This is a genomic window from Xanthomonas sp. LMG 12460 (assembly GCF_009192895.1).
Lineage (GTDB): Bacteria > Pseudomonadota > Gammaproteobacteria > Xanthomonadales > Xanthomonadaceae > Xanthomonas_A > Xanthomonas_A sontii.
Map to the genome: position 1 here is coordinate 1 of NZ_NKUH01000106.1, position 18,674 is coordinate 18,674.

Genomic DNA, 18,674 nt, shown 5'->3' on the forward strand with positions numbered 1-18,674 from the left:
TTGTCCACGGCTGTGCGGCCCGGGTCACTGGCTTTGCCTGGAAGCAAGTCTTCGATCCGCTCCCATTGGCTCTGGGTCAATTCATAGCGGCTGGGCCGCGACGTGATGGTCTTCGACATCCCCAAAAAATACCGCTGAATGTCGATACAGCCTAGGACGCCACCACCGCCCGGCGCGGCCAGGACCAGCGCAGATTGACCGCCAGCGTCCCCAGCACGATCAGCGCCAGGCCCAGCCACTGCACCGGCACCAGCCGGTGGCCGTACAGCAGGTAGTCCAGCAGCAGCGTCACCAGCGGGTAGACGAAGGCGACCACCGCGATCGCCGCCACGTGCAGGTGCCGGTAGGCGCTGTAGAACAGCACGTACACCACGCCGCTGTGGATCACCCCCAGGCCGATCAGCCAGAACCAGTGGCGACCCGGGTGCAGCGCGGCGCCGCTGGAGAAGCCGGCCAGCATCGCCGCACCGACCCAGCACTGCACGGTCACCACCGCCAGCGGCCGCTCGCGACTGATCCGCCGCGACATCAGCAACGACGCGCCGCACAGCAGCGCGCCCAGCAGGGTCAACGCGATCCCGCCCAGGTAGCCGCGGTCGGCGCTGGACCACAGCCGCAGCGGGTCCGCCGAACAGGCCACGCCGACGAAAGCCAGCAGGGTCCAGCCCAGGTCGGAACGGCGGCTGCGCTCGCCCTGCAGCAACGCCGCCAGGATCAGCATGACGAACGGGAACACGTGGTAGACCATGGTCGCCACGCCGATCGACGAACGCGCCATGCCGGCGAACAGCGCCACCCAGTTGAGCACCAGCAACACGCCACTGAGCGCCGCGTCGCGCAACAGCGCGCGCTCGCGCCACAGGCCGCGCAACTGCCCGCCGAGCAGGCCGCACACGGTCAGGAACAGCGCGCCGAACAGGCAGCGGTAGAACACCGCGGTCACCGGATCCTGGCCGCTCTCGTGCACGAACACGCCGACCGAACCGATCAGCACCTCGGCCAGCAGCAACTGCCACAGTGCCCGCCGGGACGCGCCCGCGGATGTCGCGACGGCGGCGCTCACAGCGCGATGCTCCCGTGCAGGTACTGCACCGCCGCGCCACGCACCTGCACGTGGTCCGGCAGCACCCGGCACTCCAGTTCGCCGCCGCGCGCAGACGCCTGCCACGCACGCAGGTCGCACTTGCCCAGGCGCTGCGCCCACAGCGGCGCCAGCGCGGCGTGGATCGAGCCGGTCACCGGATCCTCGACGCCGCCGTTGGCCGGCCAGAAATAACGCGAGACGAAATCGTGCTCGCGCCCGGGCGCGGTGACCGCGACATCGCGCGGTGCCAGCACCAGCATCCGCGCCAGGTCCGGCACCACCGCGCGCACCTGGGCTTCGTCCGCGTACACGGCGATGTAGGCCTGGTCGTTGCGGTACGCCGCCTGCGGCGCGATCGACAACGCCTGCGCGAGTGCCTGCGGCACCGCCGCCAGCGCGGCCGGCGCCTGGTTCGGAAAGCGCAGGACGAAGCGCCCGTCGGCCTCGCGGTCCACACCCAGTTCGCCGACCGCCGCGGCGCGGAACCGCAACGGCAGCGGCGCCAGGCCCTGGGTGGCGACGACGAAGGCGCTGGCCAAGGTGGCATGGCCGCAGAACCCCACTTCGCGCAGCGGCGAGAACCAGCGGATCGCGAACGCGCCGTCGGCCTCGCGCACGAAGAACGCGGTCTCCGACAGATTGTTTTCGCTGGCGATGGCCTGCATCAGCGCGTCCGGCAACCACGCCTGCAGCGGCACCACCGCGGCCGGGTTGCCGCGGAACCGCACCGTGGTGAAGGCATCGACGATGAACAGCGGCAGTTGCACGCGCGGCCTCGGGAATGGGGAAGGACGCGGCCAGTGTGCGCCGGGGTGGGCGACCAGCACAGAGTCAGATACGCTGCAAATCGACCGATACAGATGAGGCCGCCGCATGCGCCTGTACGAAGCCCTCGCCAGCCAGCTGCGCGAACAGATCGCGCAGGGCACGCTGCGCGCCGGCGAGCGCCTGCCGTCGATCCGGCAACTGGCCGCCGGCCACGGCATCAGCGCCGCCACCGCGGTACAGGCCTGCCTGCAACTGGAACGCGAAGGCCGGGTGCAGGCGCGGCCGCGCTCGGGCTACTTCGTGCGCGCCGCCGCGACACCGCAGCCGGCCGCTGCCGGCCCATCGCGGCGGCGCGCGCCGGGCACGGTCGCCAATCCGGCGCTGCAGGGCGTGCTGGACATGCTCGCGCGCTCTGACCTGGTGCCGCTGCACACTGCCACGCCGGCGGCGGCGCTGCTGCCCGGCGCGCATCTGGCCAGCGCGCTGGCGCGACAATTACGCCGCCAGCGCAGCGCCGCGCTCGACTACGCACCGCCGCAAGGCCATGCCGCGCTGCGCCGGCAGATCGCGCAGCGTTACGCGCACTGCGCCACCGCCGTCGCCGCCGACGAGGTGGTGGTGACCGCCGGCGCGATGGAGGCGATCAGCCTGGCCCTGCGCACGCTCACCGCGCCCGGCGACGTGGTGCTGGTCGAGACCCCGACCTACCACGGCATCCTGCAGGCGGTGGCGGCGCTGCGGCTGAAGGTGCTGGAAGTGCCCAACCGTCCGGGCCAGGGCATCGACGCCGCACGCCTGGACGCGCTGCTGCAGCGCACCGCGGCGCGCGCCGCGGTGCTGGTGCCGAACTTCAACAACCCGCTGGGCAGCCTCACCCCAGATGCCGCCAAGCGCGCCCTGCTGGACAGTTGCGCGCGCCACGGCACGGTGGTGATCGAGGACGACATCTACGGCGAACTCGACTGGTCGGGGCAGCGCCCACGGCCTCTGCGCCATTTCGACACGCACGGCAACGTGATCACCTGCGGCGCCTTCTCCAAGGTGCTGGCGCCCGGCCTGCGCGTGGGCTGGCTGCTCGGTGGCGCCTGGACCGACGCGCTGGTGCGCGCCAAGTACTTCTCCACCATCGGCGGCGCCAGCCTGCCGCAACTGGCCCTGGCCGACTACCTGCAGCGGCACGACCTGGAACGGCACCTGCGCAAGCTGCGCCGCACCCTGGCCGACAACGGCCAGCGCCTGCGCGAGGCGGTGCTGCGGCACTGGCCGGCCGGCACCCGCATCGGCGACCCGGCCGGCGGCCTGTCGCTGTTGCTGCAACTGGCCGACGCCGGCAGCGGCCAGGCGCTGTTCGAGGCCGCTCTCGCCGAGGGCATCGGCACCTCGCCCGGGCACCTGTTCTCCAGCCGCGGCGACTATGCCGACCACCTGCGGCTGAGCTGCGGGCAGCCGTGGAGCGAGACGCTGGAAGATGCAATGCGGCGGCTGGGCAAACTGGCCGCGCGACTGCCGCGCTAGCGCCGCGTCCAGCGCCGCACCGCGGTCCCGATGCGAAGTTCGCTCCCAGCGCTTGCTCGCACCGCGGCTGCAAGGCACCCTGCGCCGCCTCCGAGCGACGCCATGCATGCAGCTCCACATGCGCGCCGACCGGTCGCGGCGATCGCCCCGCATGCGACACGACCGCGGTGGCCGCATCCGACGCAACGGCGTGACCGCGATCGACGATAGCCAGGAGCGGCGTGCGCTACGGCGTTGCCGCACCGATCGCCAGCGCCACGCAGGCGCCGACCAGGGTGCAGGCGAGCATCGCCACGGGGCTGAGCGGGCTGCGCCAGCGCGGCCAGGGGAGCAGCAGGATGCGACGGCAAGACATGGCGCGGCTCCGATCCAGGGACGTGGCGAGGGCGAACCCTGCGGAATCTAGCCAGCGCCGGTCTCAGCAGGCGCGAACGCGATCGCACAACCGCGGGTCGGGCTGTGCGGCGCACCTGATTGTTTACGAGACCGGCCACGTCGCGGCCGCGGCGGTCACCGGGCTGTCATGTGTGTGCTCGGCGAGCCTCGCATGCATCGCGCGCCTGTGGCCGCCTTGCCACCGCGCAGAACGGCCACGGACGACAAGGCGGGAACGCTGCGACCGGCAGCGCAACGCGCGGCCCCCTGCCCGGCGGGCCGCGTCGCGCGGCCGCCAGTGGAGCGCGCTCAGCCCTGCAGGGCGCGCGCGTGGAAGGCGATGTGCTCGCCGATGAAGCTGCCGATGAAGTAGTAGCTGTGGTCGTAGCCGGGCTGCACGCGCAGGGTCAGCGGGTAGCCGGCGGCCTCGGCGGCGGCCTGCAGCAACTGCGGGCGCAACTGCTTCTCGAGGAACTCGTCGCCGCCGCCCTGGTCGATCAGCAGCGGCAGGCGCTCGCTGGCACTGCCGATCAGCACGCTGGCGTCGTAGGCCTGCCACTGCGTACGGTCCTCGCCCAGGTAGGCGGTGAATGCCTTCTCGCCCCACGGCACCTGCGTGGGCGCCACGATCGGCGAGAACGCCGACACGCTGCGGTAGCGGCCGGGATTCTTCAGCGCGATCACCAGGGCGCCGTGGCCGCCCATCGAATGCCCGCTGATCGCGCGCCGGCCGTTGTGCGGGAACTGCGCCTCGACCAGCGCCGGCAGTTCCTGCACCACGTAGTCGTACATGCGGTAGTGCGCGTCCCACGGCGCCTGGGTGGCGTTGACGTAGAAGCCGGCGCCCTTGCCCAGGTCGTAGCCCTCGGCGTCGGCGACCTGCTCGCCGCGCGGGCTGGTGTCGGGCGCGACCAGGATCACGCCATGCTCGGCCGCATAGCGCTGCGCACCGGCCTTGGTGATGAAGTTCTGCTCGGTGCAGGTCAGGCCGCTGAGCCAGTACAGCACCGGCAGCGTGGTGTGCTCGGCCTGCGGCGGCAGGTACACGGCCACCTGCATGGGGCAGCCGAGCACAGCCGAGTCGTGGCGATAGACGTCCTGCCAGCCGCCGCAGCAGGCGTGGTGTTCGATACGTTCCATGGGCAGTTCCGGGAAGAGGGCCTGCGGCCGCGACCGGCCGCAGGCGGGGTGCCGCGACGCGTCGACCGGCGACGCGCGCGGCAGCGGGCTTCAGTGCAGCACGCCGTTCTTGCGCGCCACGTGGGTGGAGATCGCGTCCATCAGCGGCGGCGACAGGCAATCGTACGGTTCCAGCTTCAGTTCGCGCAGGCGGTTGCGCACCCCGTCCATCGCCTCCGGACGCGTGCCGCTCTCGATGATCGACGACACGAAGGCGGCGAACCCCGGCGCCGACCAGCCCTGCTGCGGCGACAGTTCCGTATGCACGAAATCCAGGCCGTAGAACGGATGCTCGGTGTTCTCGATGCGGCCGTACATGTGCACGCCGCAGCCGGTGCAAGCGTGACGGCGGATGGTCGCGCTCTCGTCCACCACCTTCAGCTTCTCCTCGTGCGCCGTCACCTTGACCTTGTCGCGCGCCACCACCGCCACCACCGAGAAGGTCGCGCCCTTCGGCTTCCAGCACTTGGTACAGCCACAGGCGTGGTTGTGCGCGGTCTGCGCGCCCACTTCCACCACCACCTTGTCGCTGGCGCAATGGCATTCCAGGGTACCGCCCTGGAAATGCTCCGCGCCGGCACGCACGCCGGCATCCACCGACGGATGAATCGTCACAGTACTCATCTTGCCCCCTTCCCGGGTTCGTTGTGTCGCTGCAATGCGCGGAAACGGCCGCGCGCCGGACTGACCTGCGGTCAGAAGTGGATGACGGTGCGGATCGACTTGCCCTCGTGCATCAGGTGGAAGGCTTCGTTGATCTCGTCCAGCGGCAGGGTGTGGGTGATGAACGGATCGAGGTCGATCTCGCCGTGCATCGCCTGCTCCACCATGCCCGGCAGCTGGGTGCGGCCCTTGACCCCGCCGAAGGCGCTGCCGCGCCAGACGCGGCCGGTGACCAGCTGGAACGGACGCGTGCTGATTTCCTGGCCGGCGCCGGCCACGCCGATGATGACGCTCTCGCCCCAGCCCTTGTGGCAGCACTCCAGCGCCGAGCGCATCACGTGCACGTTGCCGATGCACTCGAAACTGAAGTCCACGCCGCCATCGGTCAGCTCGACGATGACTTCCTGGATCGGCTTGGTGTAGTCCTTCGGGTTGATGCAGTCGGTGGCGCCCATGCTGCGCGCCAGTTCGAACTTGCCCGGATTGGTGTCGATGGCCAGGATGCGCCCGGCCTTGGCCTGCACCGCACCCTGGATCACCGCCAGGCCGATGCCGCCGAGGCCGAACACCGCGACGCTGTCGCCTTCCTTCACCTTGGCCGTGTTGTGCACCGCACCGATGCCGGTGGTGACGCCGCAGCCGAGCAGGCACACCTTCTCCAGCGGCGCCTCGGGGTTGACCACGGCCAGCGAGATCTCCGGCACCACCGTGTACTCGCTGAAGGTGCTGCAACCCATGTAGTGGTAGATCGGCTGGCCGTTGTAGGAGAAGCGGGTGGTGCCGTCGGGCATCAGGCCCTTGCCCTGGGTGGCGCGCACCGCCTGGCACAGGTTGGTCTTGCCGGACAGGCAGAACTTGCACTTGCGGCACTCGGCCGTGTACAGCGGGATCACGTGGTCGCCGACCTTGACGCTGGTCACGCCCTCGCCCACCGCCTCGACGATGCCGCCGCCCTCATGGCCGAGCACCGCCGGGAAAATGCCTTCCGGATCGTCGCCGGACAGCGTGAACGCGTCTGTATGGCACACGCCGGTATGGGTGATGCGCACCAGCACTTCGCCCTGGCGCGGCGGTTCGACATCGATCTCCACGATCTGCAGCGGTTTGCCTGCTTCGAAAGCGACGGCGGCTCGGGACTTCATGCGATTTCTCCTGGCTGACGGAATGGGCGTGGGGTGGGGATCACTTGAGGTAGGAGCGGACCAGCATGGCCATCTCGCGCACGCGCGCGGCGCGCTGCGCATCGGAGGTGGCGGCATGGCCGAATTCATCGCGGACATGCGCCTGCATCACTTCCGACATCAGGCCGTTGACCGCGCCGCGGATGGCGGCGATTTGCTGCAGCACAGCAGCGCAGTCCGTCCCCTCCTCCAGCGCGCGTTCCAACGCCTCGGTCTGGCCGCGCAGGCGGCGGATGCGGGCGAGGACGCGCTTCTTTTCGTGCGGGGCGTGCGGCATGTGGCGGGGACTCGGGAACTATACTGGGGGATAGTATTCCTGCCATCGAAAAAAGAAAACGCCCGCGCCGTTACTCCACCCATCCTGGCCGACCCGGGCGCGGCCGGACGCCCCGCCGCGCGGGTGCCGGCGCATGGCAATGCGTGTCGGCCCAGGACACGAAACCGCCATGTTGGCGCCGCCGGTGCTGCCTATGATGGCCACGCGTTCATGCGCGGGCCCCGGTGCCGGTGGCCACGTCCCTGCCCGCCCCCAGTTCCAGGCAGCCGCGGCCACGTCTAGACTGGGCGAATCCCCGTGTGGCCGCCCTTCAAGATCGTGGACATGAAATCCTTCATTCTGGTCGTCGACGACGATCCGGATCTGCGCCGACTCATCAGCGAGTTCCTGAGCGACCACGGCTATCAGGTGGACACCGCCGAGACCGTGGCGGAGATGCGCCTGCGGATGGCCGAGCGCCAGCCGGACCTGGTGATCCTGGACGTGATGATGCCCGGCGAGGACGGCCTCAGCGCCGCCCGCCAGCTCGCCAGCGAGCGCGGCGCGCCGGCGGTGATCATGCTCAGCGCGCTGGGCAGCGACACCGACCGCATCATCGGCCTGGAAGTCGGCGCCGACGACTACCTGGCCAAGCCGTGCAATCCGCGCGAGCTGCTGGCGCGGGTCCGCGCCCTGCTGCGGCGCAGCCAGGCGGCGACGCTGCCGCCGGAAGCGCGCGGCAACGTCTACGAGTTCGCCGGCTGGCGGCTGGACGTGATCCGCCGCGACCTGCGCGATCCCACCGGCATCTTCATCAATCTCTCCGACGGCGAATTCGCGCTGCTGCGCACCTTCGTCGAGCATCCGCAGCGCGTGCTCAGCCGCGACCAGCTGCTCGACTACGCGCGCGGCCGCGATACCGAGGTCTACGACCGCGCCATCGACAGCCAGATCAGCCGCCTGCGCCGCAAGATCAACGAGCGCGTGCAGACCGAACTGATCCGCACCGTGCGCAACGAGGGCTACATGCTGCTGCCGAGCGTCGCCCGCCTGTGAGCGGGCCCACGCGCGCCCGCCGCGGCGTGCCGATCTTCGCCCGCGCCTTCCTGCTGCTGGTGGTGGCGCTGCTCACCGCGCAGCTGATCGGCATCGCCCTGGTGCTGCGCACGCCGGTCTACGAGATGCCGGTGCACCCGCCGGAGGTGATCGCCCTGCTCAGCACGCGCATGCCGGCCGGCACCCAGACCCTCAAGGTGCAGGACACCGCCCATGCGCCGCTGCCGGCGCGCGACCAGGTGCGCGACCGCAACGTGGAACGGCTGATGGCGCACTGGCTGGAAGTGGCGCCGGACCAGGTGCGCTTCTACCGCAACAGCGACGGTCGCCTGGAACGCCTGCGCCTGCGCCTGGGCGAACGCCCGCCGCCGCCGCCGCATGCCATGGCGGCCGACGACGACGTCCCCGCACCCGCGGAGGTCGCGCCCCCAGCCACCGCGCAGCAACCGCCGCCACCGGAACCGCCGCCTGCGCCGGGCGAGGCACCGCGCAATGGCGCCTTCGGCGCGACCATGCGCGCCGTGGGGTGGCGCGAGCGTGGCTTCGCCCCGGCGGTACCGCTGCTGGACGGCTTCACCGCAGCCCTGCGCCAGCCCGACGGGCACTGGCGCAGCGTGATGTCGCCGCCACGACGGTTCTCCAACGAATTCAAGACCCAGGTGGTGATGCTGTTCCTGGTCGGCATGCTGGCGATGCTGCCGCTGGCCTGGTGGTTCTCGCGCGCACTGTCGGCGCCGATCCGGCGCTTCGCCGAGGCCGCCGACCAGCTCGGCCGCAATCCCGATGCGCAGCCGCTGCGGCGCAGCGGCCCCAGCGAGATCGTGCAGGCGGCCGATTCGTTCAACGCGATGCAGGCGCGCCTGAACCGGCTGATCAACGAGCGCACGCACATGGTCGCGGCGATCGCCCACGACCTGCGCACGCCGTTGGCGCGACTGGCGTTCCGCCTGGAGACCCTGCAACCGCCGCTTCGCGAGAAGACCATGGCCGACATCGACGAGATGAAGGCGATGATCTCCGCGGCGCTGGACTTCATCCACAACGACAGCCGCCGCGGCACCCGCTCGCCGCTGGATTTCCGCCTACTGGTGGAAAGTGTGGTCGACGACGCCAGCGACACCGGAGCCGACGTGGTGCTGCTGCTCGGCGACGCCATCACCCTCGACGGCGATCCGCTGTCGCTGCGGCGCATGGTGATGAACCTGGTGGAGAACGCGCTGAAATATGGCAAGCGCGCACGCCTGCAGCTGCGTCACGAGGCCGGCGAATGCGTGCTGTGGATCGACGACGACGGTCCCGGCATCGATCCCGCACAGCGCGAGAAGCTGTTCCTGCCGTTCTTCCGCGGCGAGAACTCGCGCAACCGCGATACCGGCGGCATCGGCCTGGGCCTGTCGGTGGCGCACAGCATCGTGCTGGCGCATGGCGGCCAGATCGCCCTGGACAACCGCGCCGAGGGCGGCCTGCGGGTCAGCGTGCGGCTGCCGTGCCAGGCGGTCGGTGGATGAGCCGGGCGCGCCGCCGTTCCGCCGCACGTCGATCGACTCAGCGCTGGTTCGGCTCGACGACCACGGCCGTGCCATAGCACAGCACCTCGGTCAGGCCGGCCATCAGCTCGGTGGCGTCGTAGCGCACCGCGACGATGGCGTTGCCGCCCATCTGCCGCGCGTGCTGCAGCATGTCCCGGTACGTCTCAAGGCGCGCCTGCTCGCACAGCTCGGTATAGATGGTGATGTTGCCGCCGAACAGCGTCTGCAGCCCGCCGAGGAAATTGCCGACGATGGAGCGCGAGCGCACGGTGATGCCGCGCACGATGCCCAGATTGCGCACGATCCGGTAGCCGGGAAGTTCCAGCGCGGTGGTGACCATCGCATCGTTCAGTGGCGAGACCGCCGCGCGCGGCGGCGAGGAATTGTACGGATCGGTCATCGGTGTGCCCTGCTGGCGTGGCCCGTGGCTCCGCGGACCGCGGACCCGGCGCGCACGCACCGAGGCCGGCAGTGTTAGCACCGCATGAAGAACCACGCAATCGCCAGCACCAGGCCGCCACCCCATAGCAGCAGCATCGCCACGACGCCGGCCAGCACGACCGCCACCCGCCGCCATCGGCCCAGCCCGCGCGAACGCCGCACCACGTGCACGCACAGCCAGCCGCCCAGCACCACGCCGCTGGCGACCACCGCCCATCCGAGCAGATCGATGAGCGGATCCTTGGGACCAAAGTCGGCGGGGCATTGGCTGGTCGCATGCGCGGATGCCATGCAGCCGAGCGACGCCATCACAAGCGCAATGCGTTCGAAAAGACGCCGTCGAACGCTCGTGCGCTCTACGACCGCTCGCGAAGACGTGCCTGGTGCCATCACGGCGCGTGCTTGAGATTGGATTTGCGCAGGCCAAGCCCTTTCCAGAACGCCGGGGGATAGTGCAGATCCGGGCGCCCCACCCATCCCCGTACAAGATCGAGTTCGTAGCCCTCGTCCAGCTTCCGGTAGTGGACCGACGCAATGGCGATCTGATCCCAATCACCGGTGAAGGTGAGGTCGGCCAGCGACGCGGGATAAGACCCGGTACGCAGCTTGTACAGTTCAACCAACGACACCACCGTCTTGAAATGCTGGTCGCCGAACTTGGCATCGGCCTGCTCCTGCAGACCGCAGGCGGAAACGGCAAAGGCAACGAGCAACACCACACCAACGATCTTCAGCTTCATGCCCCCCCCAATGACGCTCTCTCCGGCACCACAAGCGCCTCTCGCTCGGATCGCGATAGCGACGGCATTCCCCCGCCACGCATAGTGCGCGTGACACCAGCTTACATTGGGTAAGCCGCCGGCCGACTACGGCAAAAGCGGGCTTCCCGCCGCCATCCATTCCGGCAACGACGCCGCAAGCGGCACGCGCTCTGCCTCGGCCACGGCGCCCAGATCGCAGAGAAAGAGGGATACGCCGGTCCGGCCAACGCGACCAGCACGCCTTGGCCGCCGCTGTCGTCGCCGATCAGCACATGGCGCGGCAGGCAGCGCGCGACCTCGAAGGTCGCATGGCGTTCGGCCAGGTCAGTGGCGTCGTACAGCCGCACTCCATCGGCGCGCGGCTGCCCGGCCTGGGGCGTGCCCAGGGCGCGGATGGGCGGCTAGGTGTCTAGCGCGAAGGCCATAGCCGTCGCCACCATGGCGGCGTTTGCGGCGCTATGGCACCCACACGTCGCTGCGCCACAGCCTCGGCATGACGCGACAGCAGCAGCGGCAGTGCGGTCGCCCGCCAGAACACCAGGCTGACGTAGCCCGAGGACATGCCGCCATGGCTGAGGCGCGGCACGAAGACCGACTCGACGGATGCGTCGTCCAGCGCCGTGCCGACCAGGCGCGCGAAGGTGTCGGCGAGCAGCGCCTCGCACTGCGTGGCCGTCGCCGGCAACGGCACGCCGGCCAGGGTCGACGCCATCTCTTTCCACAGATACGGATCGCCACGGCCGCCCCATCTGCTCGGCTCGTCCTGGAACAGGCCCGCCATGTCACCGATCGCGGTCATCGTTCTGCTGGCCTGCGGGCGGGCCGCTGCACTCAGTACGCGAACTCGCGGAACACGTGGTCGATGTCGCCCTGCCAGGCGCCGTGGTACAGCGCCAGCTTGCGCTCGGCCGCGGTCTCGCCGCCATGCAGGATTTCCACCAGCGGTTCGAGGAAGCGCGATTCGTCCTGGCCGTCGCGGTTCAGGCGCGCGCGCCGGCGCAGGCCGGACAGGGCGATCTTCACCGCCTCGGCAGCCAGGTCCTGCACGGTGCCGTTGCGGAACGGCAGCTTCAGCGCCTGCTTCGGCACGCCGTCGCGCAGCGCGTGGCGTTCGGCCAGGTTGAAATCCTTGACCAGGTCCCAGGCCGCGCCCAGCGCCGCATCGTCGTACAGCAGGCCGACCCAGAACGCCGACAGCGCGCACAACCGGCCCCACGGACCGGCGTCGGCGCCGCGCATTTCCAGGTACTTCTTCAGGCGCACTTCCGGGAACGCGGTGGTCATGTGGTCGGACCAGTCGCGCAGCGTCGGCAACGCACCGGGCAACGCCGGCAACTTGCCCTGCAGAAAATCGCGGAAGCTCTGTCCGCTGGCGTCGATGTAGGTGCCGTCGCGGTAGGAGAAGTACATCGGCACGTCGAGCAGGTAATCGACGTAGCGCTCGTAGCCGAAGCCGTCCTCGAACACGAAGTCGAGCATGCCGGTGCGGTCGGCGTCGGTGTCGGTCCAGATATGCGATCGGTAGCTGAGGTAGCCGTTGGGCTTGCCCTCGGCGAACGGCGAGTCGGCGAACAGCGCGGTGGCGATCGGCTGCAGCGCCAGCGACACGCGGAACTTCCTGATCATGTCCGCTTCGCTGGCGTAATCCAGGTTGACCTGCACCGTGCAGGTGCGGGTCATCATGTCCAGGCCGAGCGAACCGACCTTGGGCATGTAGCGCTTCATGATCTGGTAGCGGCCCTTGGGCATCCACGGCATCTCGTCGCGGCGCCACTTCGGCTGGAAGCCCATGCCGAGGAAACCCAGGCCCAGTTCGTCGGCGACCTGCTTGACCTCGTTGAGGTGGCTGCCCACTTCGACGCAGGTGTCGTGGATGGTCGGCAGCGGGGCGCCGGACAGTTCCAGCTGACCGGCCGGCTCCAGCGTCACCGAGGCGCCATCGCGCAGCAGGGCGATGGTGTGCCCGGCTTCGCGCACCGGCTCCCAGCCGAAGCGGGTCAGGCCCAGCAGCAAGGCCTCGATGCCGCGCTCGCCGTCGAAGGTCGGCGGCCGCAGGTCGTCCAGCCGGAAGCCGAACTTCTCGTGCTCGGTGCCGATGCGCCACTGCGCTTCGGGTTTTTCTCCGGAGGCAAGCACCTCGACCAGTTCGGCGCGGTCGGTGATCGGCGTCTCGGCAACATGGCTGGGGCTCGACAAGGGCAGGACTCGCACGGCGGGTGAGGCGATGTGGGGACCATCCCCAGCCATCGCAAGGCCCGCACTATAGCGTGCCGGGGGCGGGGCCCGCGTCGCTACCGGCGGCACTGCAGCATTCCATGGCCGCGCCGCTGACGGCGTCGAGAGTGAGACGCAGCAAGCGTTCGCGGCGCCGGCTCGGCTAGGCTGCGGTCTCCTTCCCGCTCCGCCGCAGGCAGCGCCATGCGCCCGACCCACTCCGAACGCCATCGCACCGACCGCGCCGGCTGGCTGCGCGCGGCCGTGCTCGGCGCCAACGACGGCATCCTGTCCGTGGCCGGCCTGGTGGTCGGCGTCGCCAGCAGCGGCGCGTCGGCGGCCACGGTGCTGACCACCGGCATCGCCGGTCTGGTCGCCGGCGCGATGTCGATGGCCGCCGGCGAATACGTGTCGGTGCAATCGCAGGCCGACACCGAGCGCGCCGACCTGGCGCTGGAACGCCGCGAGCTGCACGAGGACCCGCAGAGCGAACTGGACGAACTCACCGCGATCTATCGCCAGCGCGGGCTGGACCCCGGCCTGGCCCGCCAGGTCGCCGAGCAGTTGACCGCGCACGATGCGCTTGGCGCGCACGCGCGCGACGAACTCGGCATCACCGAGAGCCTGCGTGCGCGTCCGCTGCAGGCGGCGGCCGCATCGGCGGCCGCGTTCTGCACCGGCGCCGGACTGCCGATCGTGGCCGCCTGGCTGGCGCCGGACGGCCGGCAACTGTGGGTGACCGGCGCGGCCACCCTGATCGGCCTGTCGCTGACCGGCGCGCTGGCCGCGCGTGCCGGCGGCGCCTCGGGCCTGCGCGGCGCGGTGCGGGTGGTGTTCTGGGGCGCGGCGGCGATGCTCGCCAGCGGCGCGATCGGGCATGTGTTCGGCGTGCATGTCTGAGCGGGCGCGACCGCCGCTGCGCTAGCATCACCGGCCATGGCCGACACCACTTCCCCCGACGCTTTGCTGCTGGCGCGCCTGGCCAGCCTGGCCGACTGCACGCAGGCCGAAGGCTACGCCTGCATCACCGCGCGCCGCGAACACGGCGCGCGCTCGGTGGAGATCCCGCAGCCGCACCTGGCGATCCTGCTGCAGGGACGCAAGCAGGTGCGCACCGCGACACAGGCCCTGGACTTCGTGCCGGGCGACCTGTTCCTGGTGACGCGGCGCTGCCGCATCGATGTGGTCAACATCCCGGATCCGCACAGCGGCCTGTACCTGAGCGTGCTGGTGCCGCTGTGCGAGGAAGCGCTGAGCGCCGCGCGCGTGCTGTGGAAAGAACCGCTGCCCGCCGCCGGGACAGAGCTCGCACGCCTGCGCGCCGAGGAATTCGGCAGCACCCTGCTGCAATGGCGGCAGGCGCTGCAGGACGGCCGTTACACCGAGGCGCGGCTGGCGCTGGCGGCCCTGGTGCTGGCGCTGTGTCGGCGCGGCCACGGTGGCCTGCTGCTGCCGCCGGCGCCGAGCGTGGCCGCGCAGGTGCGCGATCTGATCGCCGCGCAGCCACAACGCGACTGGCGTTCGCGCGACATCGAGGAGCGCCTGGGCTTCAGCGGCGCGACCCTGCGCCGGCACCTGGCGGGCGAACGCACATCGTTGCGCGAACTGCTCACCGATGCGCGCCTGGCGCACGCGATGCAACTGCTGTACACCACGCGCTGGCCATTGAAGACGGTCGCCGCGCACGCCGGTTACCGCTCGGTGCGCAGCTTCAGCCAACGCTTCCAGCAGCGCTATGGCCTGGATCCTGCAAGCATCGGTAACTGAGCCACGTCGGCATTGAGCGCCGCGCGCAGCGGAATGAGCGAATCGCGCAGCGGCGCCGGCGCAGCATTCTGGTACCGCGGCGCCTGCCGCATTGCCAGGAAATCCCATGTCCGTGTTCCCGTTGCGCGCGCTGTGCGCGCTGGCCCTGAGCGCCAGCGCGGCGCTGACGCTGCCATCCGCCGCCCACGCCGCCGCGCCGGCCAGCGCCCAGACGCAGGTGCCCGGCGTCTATCGCCAGGCGATCGGCCGCTTGCGCGTCACCGCCCTGTTCGACGGCACCGTGGCGCTGTCGCGCGCGGAACTGGCGAACATTCCGCCGGAGGCGATCGCACGCCTGCTCGACCACCGCTATGTGCCGGAGAACGACAAGGGCCTGCAGACTGCGGTCAACGCTTATCTGATCCAGGACGGCACGCACCTCACCCTGGTCGACACCGGCACCGCGACCTGTTTCGGCCCCGGGCTCGGCCAGGTGCTGACCAACCTGCGCGCGGCCGGCTATGCGCCCGAGCAGGTCGACGACGTGCTGCTGACCCACGCCCATCCCGATCACCTGTGCGGCCTGCTGGACGCACAGGGCCAGCCCGCCTATCCCAAGGCGACGGTGTGGCTGAGCGCCGCCGACGCGGCGTACTGGCTGGACCCGGCCAGCGAGGCCGGCGCGCCGCAGGCACTGCGCTTCGCCTTCCCGCTGGCGCGTGCGGCGGTGGCGCCCTACCAGTCCGCGCAGCGGCTGCGCCGTTTCCGTCCCGGCGACGCGCTGCCCGGCGGCGCGGTGGCGCTGGATACCCACGGCCACACGCCCGGGCACGTGTCGTACCGCTTCGACGGTGGTGCGGGGCAGCAACTGCTGGTGTGGGGCGATCTGGTGCACTACCACGCGGTGCAGTTCGCGCAGCCGCAGGCGTCGTTCGAGTCCGACAGCGACCGCGCCGCGGCGATCGCCGCGCGCAAGCGCATGCTGGCGCAGGCCGCGGACCAAGGTTGGTGGGTAGCCGGCGCGCACCTGCCGTTCCCGGGACTGGGCCACGTGCGTCGCGAGGGCCAGGCATTCGCCTGGGTGCCGACCGAATTCTCGCCGTTGCCGGCGGCGCCTTGATTGGCCCGTACCCTCATCCAGCCCTGCGGGCCACCTTCCCCCGAAAAGGGGGCCATGGTCCCGGAGGGAGAAGGAAGAGGCCAAAGCCCCTCTCCCATCGGGAGAGGGGTTGGGGTGAGGGTCCGGCGCGAAGCGTCTCGCGAAGTTTGGGCGCCAGCACCACCGCGCTCACTCCGCGGCAGTCGGCTCCGTGTCCAACCCCAGCCAGCCACCGACGATGCCACGCAACTCGTCCACGCCCTGGCGGCTCTCGCCGGAGAAGGCCTGCACGCTGACGGTGTCGCCGAACGCGCTGGTCAGCTCCTTGCGTACCTGCTGCAGCACCTGCCCCTGCTGGCCGCGGCCGAGCTTGTCGGCCTTGGTCAGCAGCGCGTGCGCGGGCAGCCCGCGCTGGGCGGCGTAGCCCAGCATCTGCCTGTCGTAGTCCTTCAGCGGATGACGGATATCCATCACCACCACCAGTCCGCGCAGGGCCTCGCGCGTGCGGAAATAGGTGTCGATGAACTTCTGCCAGTGCGCCTGCAGTTCCTGCGGCACCTTGGCGTAGCCGTAGCCGGGCAGGTCCACCAGGTAGCGCTCGGGCTGGACCTGGAAGAACACCAGCTGCTGGGTGCGGCCAGGCGTCTTGGACACGCGGGCCAGGGCGTTCTGTCGGGTCAGCGCGTTCAGCGCGCTGGACTTGCCGGCGTTGGAGCGGCCGGCGAACGCCACTTCCCAGCCGCCGTCGTCCGGCAACTGGCGGGCATTGTGGGCGGACAACAGATAGTGGGCACGTTCGAGGATCAGCGACATCCCCCTAGGATCGCACGTCCAGGGCCCCGGGCGGGCTTCGTTGACCGCCGGGCCGCGGCATGCCGATAATCGCGCGAGTGCGGTCGCCGTCCGGCAGCCGCGGGGTCGGGTCATACGGAGCTTCAGCAATGCGCCACGCTCGCGTTCTTGCCTTTGCCGGTCTAGCGGTTTCCGTCGCCGCCGCGGTCGCGTTCGCGCAGACCTCGGTGGTTCCCATTCCCGACCACGCGCCGGTGCGCACCACGCCGCTGGAGGGCGACATCGGCAAGGCCGCCTGGGGCGACCCCAAGGCCGGCCAGGCCAAGGCCGCGGCCTGCGCCGCCTGCCACGGCGCGGACGGCAACCCCGCGATCGCCATGTATCCGCGCATCGCAGGCCAGGTGGAGCGCTACAGCGCGCGGCAGATGGCGTTGATCGCCCACGGCGAGCGCACCAGCGGCGCGGTCGCGGCGATGGTGCCGTTCGTGCAGCCGCTGAGCGCGCAGGACATGCGCGACATCGGCGCCTACTTCGCCACGCAGAAGGCCGGCGCCGGCATCGCCGACGACGCGGTGATCGCCGACGGTCCCTACGCGGGCATGAAGTTCTACGAGGTCGGCCAGCAGCTGTATCGCGGCGGCGACGCGACCCGCGGCATTCCCGCGTGCATGGCCTGCCACGGCCCGGCCGGCGCCGGCAATCCGGGTCCGGCCTATCCGCATCTGGGTGGCCAGCACGCCGATTACGTGGCGCGGCGCCTGCAGGAATACCAGGCCGGCACCACCCAGGAGCGCGATCCGACGATGTTCAAGATCATGGCGCAGGTGGCCAAGCCGCTGACCGACCAGGAGATCAAGGCGCTGGGCAGCTACCTGCAGGGCCTGCACGACCGCGCCGACGACGCGGCCGCCGCGCAGGCGGCACCGGCCGCGGCGACGCCACAGCAGCCGGCGCCCGCGCAACAATCCTGACCGCGCGCCGCCGCGGCGGCGCCGGCCCGTTTCCCCTTCGCGCCGGTCCCGACGACCGGCGTTCGTTTTTTGACATTGGAGATCGCATGAACCGTCTGCCCCGCCTGCTGTTGTGCCTGCTCGCCCTGCTGCCGTTGAGCGCCTGCGCGCAACCCAAGTCCGCCACCGCGGTGGAAGGGGAGGACTACACCCTGATCGCCAATCCCAAGCCGTTCGCGCCGCTGGCCGGCAAGATCGAGGTGGTGGAAGTGTTCGGCTATACCTGCCCGCATTGCGCGCACTTCGAGCCGCTGCTGGAGGAATGGGCGGGCAAGCAGGCCAAGGACGTGCGCCTGACCCTGGTGCCGGCGGCGTTCGGAGGCTACTGGGACAACTTCGCCAGCGCCTTCTATGCCGCGCAGCAGTTGGGCGTGCAGAGCCGCAGCCACCGCGCCATGTTCGAGGCCATCCACGACAAGCGCAGCGTGCCGGTGCAGAACGTGGCGCCGGAGGAACTGGCCACGTTCTACGCCGGCTTCGGGGTCAAGCCGCAGGCCTTCATCGCCGCCTACCAGAGCCCGCAGGTCGCCGCGCAGGTGAAGGCCGCGCGCGATTTCGCCGTGCGCGCCGACATCTCCGGCACCCCGGCGCTGATCGTCAACGGCAAGTACCTGGTCAAGGGCAAGAACTTCGAGGACATGCTGCGCATCGCCGACGCGTTGATCGCCCGCGAGCGCGCAGGCAAGTAATCGGCGTACGGCGCTTCATCCGCGCCATGGCATCATGACGGGGTGGCCGGACCGCGCTTGCGGCGCGTCCGGCATTTGTCCCCCATCCTGCTGGAGATGTCGCCGATGAAGACCCGCTTCGCCCTGACCCTGATGGCCCTGCTGCCGATCCTGGTGGCATGCAAGGCCCAGGACGGCACTGCCGACGCCGTCGCCCCTGCCTCCGGCACCGCTGCCGCCCCGGCTGCCGCGCCCGCCGCCGGCAACGATGCCGCCGCTGCGCCCGCCGAGACGCCGGCCGCGCCCGCGGCCACCACCGCCGATGCCGCTGCACAGC

Annotated in this window: 22 protein-coding genes and 1 pseudogene; 10 read left to right on the forward strand and 13 right to left on the reverse strand. The window is 70.6% G+C overall.

Annotation, left to right across the window (positions count from 1 at the left end; genetic code table 11):
* Nucleotides 1-151 precede the first annotated feature (151 nt).
* Both CEK66_RS18255 and CEK66_RS18260 read right to left on the reverse strand, forming a co-directional pair.
* Entirely contained in the window at nucleotides 152-1,063 is a 912-nt protein-coding gene (locus CEK66_RS18255) for a DMT family transporter (RefSeq protein WP_152237850.1), read from the reverse strand.
* Nucleotides 1,060-1,851, reverse strand: a complete 792-nt coding sequence (locus CEK66_RS18260) for a PhzF family phenazine biosynthesis protein (protein WP_152237851.1) — start codon at nucleotides 1,849-1,851, stop codon at nucleotides 1,060-1,062. The genes CEK66_RS18255 and CEK66_RS18260 overlap by 4 nt, the downstream gene beginning before the upstream one ends.
* A 106-nt stretch (nucleotides 1,852-1,957) precedes the next feature.
* On the opposite strand from CEK66_RS18260, the gene CEK66_RS18265 reads away from it, so the two are divergent.
* Nucleotides 1,958-3,367: a PLP-dependent aminotransferase family protein gene (locus CEK66_RS18265; RefSeq protein WP_152237852.1), complete on the forward strand. Its 1,410-nt coding sequence runs from the start codon at nucleotides 1,958-1,960 to the stop codon at nucleotides 3,365-3,367.
* Nucleotides 3,368-3,593: 226 nt separating this feature from the next.
* On the opposite strand, the gene CEK66_RS20780 is transcribed toward CEK66_RS18265, so the two are convergent.
* The 5 genes from CEK66_RS20780 to CEK66_RS18285 form a co-directional block, all read right to left on the reverse strand.
* Nucleotides 3,594-3,722 carry a hypothetical protein gene (locus CEK66_RS20780; RefSeq protein WP_017908007.1) on the reverse strand — a complete coding sequence of 43 codons (129 nt, stop codon included), beginning with the start codon at nucleotides 3,720-3,722 and terminating at the stop codon, nucleotides 3,594-3,596.
* Nucleotides 3,723-4,051: 329 nt separating this feature from the next.
* Nucleotides 4,052-4,882 carry an S-formylglutathione hydrolase gene (gene fghA / locus CEK66_RS18270; protein ID WP_152237853.1) on the reverse strand — a complete coding sequence of 277 codons (831 nt, stop codon included), beginning with the start codon at nucleotides 4,880-4,882 and terminating at the stop codon, nucleotides 4,052-4,054.
* Between the two features lie 90 nt (nucleotides 4,883-4,972).
* On the reverse strand, nucleotides 4,973-5,545 hold the full coding sequence (gfa, locus tag CEK66_RS18275) for an S-(hydroxymethyl)glutathione synthase (protein ID WP_026143453.1): 573 nt from the start codon (nucleotides 5,543-5,545) through the stop codon (nucleotides 4,973-4,975).
* A 71-nt stretch (nucleotides 5,546-5,616) separates the two neighbouring features.
* Nucleotides 5,617-6,726: an S-(hydroxymethyl)glutathione dehydrogenase/class III alcohol dehydrogenase gene (locus tag CEK66_RS18280; protein WP_017908004.1), complete on the reverse strand. Its 1,110-nt coding sequence runs from the start codon at nucleotides 6,724-6,726 to the stop codon at nucleotides 5,617-5,619.
* A 40-nt stretch (nucleotides 6,727-6,766) separates the two neighbouring features.
* Entirely contained in the window at nucleotides 6,767-7,042 is a 276-nt protein-coding gene (locus CEK66_RS18285; protein ID WP_017908003.1) for a metal/formaldehyde-sensitive transcriptional repressor, read from the reverse strand.
* 318 nt (nucleotides 7,043-7,360) lie between these two features.
* Between CEK66_RS18285 and CEK66_RS18290 the strand changes: the two genes are divergently transcribed.
* Nucleotides 7,361-8,077 (forward strand): response regulator transcription factor, encoded by a 717-nt coding sequence (locus tag CEK66_RS18290; protein ID WP_026143454.1) that lies wholly within the window; start codon nucleotides 7,361-7,363, stop codon nucleotides 8,075-8,077.
* Nucleotides 8,074-9,585 (forward strand): ATP-binding protein, encoded by a 1,512-nt coding sequence (locus CEK66_RS18295; RefSeq protein ID WP_152237854.1) that lies wholly within the window; start codon nucleotides 8,074-8,076, stop codon nucleotides 9,583-9,585. The genes CEK66_RS18290 and CEK66_RS18295 overlap by 4 nt, the downstream gene beginning before the upstream one ends.
* 37 nt (nucleotides 9,586-9,622) lie before the next feature.
* Here the strand turns inward: CEK66_RS18295 and CEK66_RS18300 are convergent, their stop codons facing one another.
* The 3 genes from CEK66_RS18300 to CEK66_RS18310 form a co-directional block, all read right to left on the reverse strand.
* A complete protein-coding gene (locus CEK66_RS18300) occupies nucleotides 9,623-10,006 on the reverse strand; it encodes a YbjQ family protein (RefSeq protein WP_152180951.1) in 384 nt (127 codons plus the stop codon).
* Nucleotides 10,007-10,080: 74 nt separating this feature from the next.
* Nucleotides 10,081-10,356, reverse strand: a complete 276-nt coding sequence (locus CEK66_RS18305) for a hypothetical protein (RefSeq protein ID WP_152237855.1) — start codon at nucleotides 10,354-10,356, stop codon at nucleotides 10,081-10,083.
* A gap of 80 nt (nucleotides 10,357-10,436) precedes the next feature.
* Nucleotides 10,437-10,787, reverse strand: a complete 351-nt coding sequence (locus CEK66_RS18310) for a hypothetical protein (protein WP_017908640.1) — start codon at nucleotides 10,785-10,787, stop codon at nucleotides 10,437-10,439.
* Between the two features lie 263 nt (nucleotides 10,788-11,050).
* On the opposite strand from CEK66_RS18310, the gene CEK66_RS20710 reads away from it, so the two are divergent.
* A complete protein-coding gene (locus CEK66_RS20710) occupies nucleotides 11,051-11,221 on the forward strand; it encodes a hypothetical protein (protein WP_226978677.1) in 171 nt (56 codons plus the stop codon).
* Here the strand turns inward: CEK66_RS20710 and CEK66_RS18315 are convergent.
* Together CEK66_RS18315 and CEK66_RS18320 are read right to left on the reverse strand one after the other, a co-directional pair.
* Nucleotides 11,218-11,607: a hypothetical protein gene (locus CEK66_RS18315; protein WP_152237856.1), complete on the reverse strand. Its 390-nt coding sequence runs from the start codon at nucleotides 11,605-11,607 to the stop codon at nucleotides 11,218-11,220. The genes CEK66_RS20710 and CEK66_RS18315 overlap by 4 nt on opposite strands.
* A 32-nt stretch (nucleotides 11,608-11,639) precedes the next feature.
* On the reverse strand, nucleotides 11,640-13,004 hold the full coding sequence (locus tag CEK66_RS18320; RefSeq protein WP_152237857.1) for a glutamate--cysteine ligase: 1,365 nt from the start codon (nucleotides 13,002-13,004) through the stop codon (nucleotides 11,640-11,642).
* 222 nt (nucleotides 13,005-13,226) lie between these two features.
* Here CEK66_RS18320 and CEK66_RS18325 point away from each other — a divergent pair, with 222 nt between their 5' ends.
* The 3 genes from CEK66_RS18325 (at nucleotide 13,227) to CEK66_RS18335 (ending at nucleotide 15,888) form a co-directional block, all read left to right on the forward strand.
* The gene (locus CEK66_RS18325; RefSeq protein WP_152237858.1) at nucleotides 13,227-13,922 is read left to right on the forward strand and encodes a VIT family protein; all 696 of its coding nucleotides are present in this window, start codon (nucleotides 13,227-13,229) and stop codon (nucleotides 13,920-13,922) included.
* 36 nt (nucleotides 13,923-13,958) lie between these two features.
* Complete coding sequence (locus tag CEK66_RS18330) at nucleotides 13,959-14,789, forward strand: AraC family transcriptional regulator (protein WP_152237859.1); 831 nt, start codon at nucleotides 13,959-13,961, stop codon at nucleotides 14,787-14,789.
* Between the two features lie 106 nt (nucleotides 14,790-14,895).
* Nucleotides 14,896-15,888: an MBL fold metallo-hydrolase gene (locus CEK66_RS18335; protein ID WP_152237860.1), complete on the forward strand. Its 993-nt coding sequence runs from the start codon at nucleotides 14,896-14,898 to the stop codon at nucleotides 15,886-15,888.
* A gap of 168 nt (nucleotides 15,889-16,056) precedes the next feature.
* On the opposite strand, the gene yihA is transcribed toward CEK66_RS18335, so the two are convergent.
* Entirely contained in the window at nucleotides 16,057-16,680 is a 624-nt protein-coding gene (gene yihA, locus CEK66_RS18340; protein ID WP_152237861.1) for a ribosome biogenesis GTP-binding protein YihA/YsxC, read from the reverse strand.
* Between the two features lie 128 nt (nucleotides 16,681-16,808).
* Between yihA and CEK66_RS18345 the strand changes: the two genes are divergently transcribed.
* The 3 genes and pseudogenes from CEK66_RS18345 to CEK66_RS20715 form a co-directional block, all read left to right on the forward strand.
* Entirely contained in the window at nucleotides 16,809-17,630 is an 822-nt protein-coding gene (locus tag CEK66_RS18345; RefSeq protein ID WP_026143360.1) for a c-type cytochrome, read from the forward strand.
* An 86-nt stretch (nucleotides 17,631-17,716) separates the two neighbouring features.
* The gene (locus CEK66_RS18350; protein WP_017910536.1) at nucleotides 17,717-18,358 is read left to right on the forward strand and encodes a thiol:disulfide interchange protein DsbA/DsbL; all 642 of its coding nucleotides are present in this window, start codon (nucleotides 17,717-17,719) and stop codon (nucleotides 18,356-18,358) included.
* 105 nt (nucleotides 18,359-18,463) lie between these two features.
* A pseudogene (locus CEK66_RS20715) lies at nucleotides 18,464-18,674 on the forward strand (thiol:disulfide interchange protein DsbA/DsbL); the annotation flags it as partial.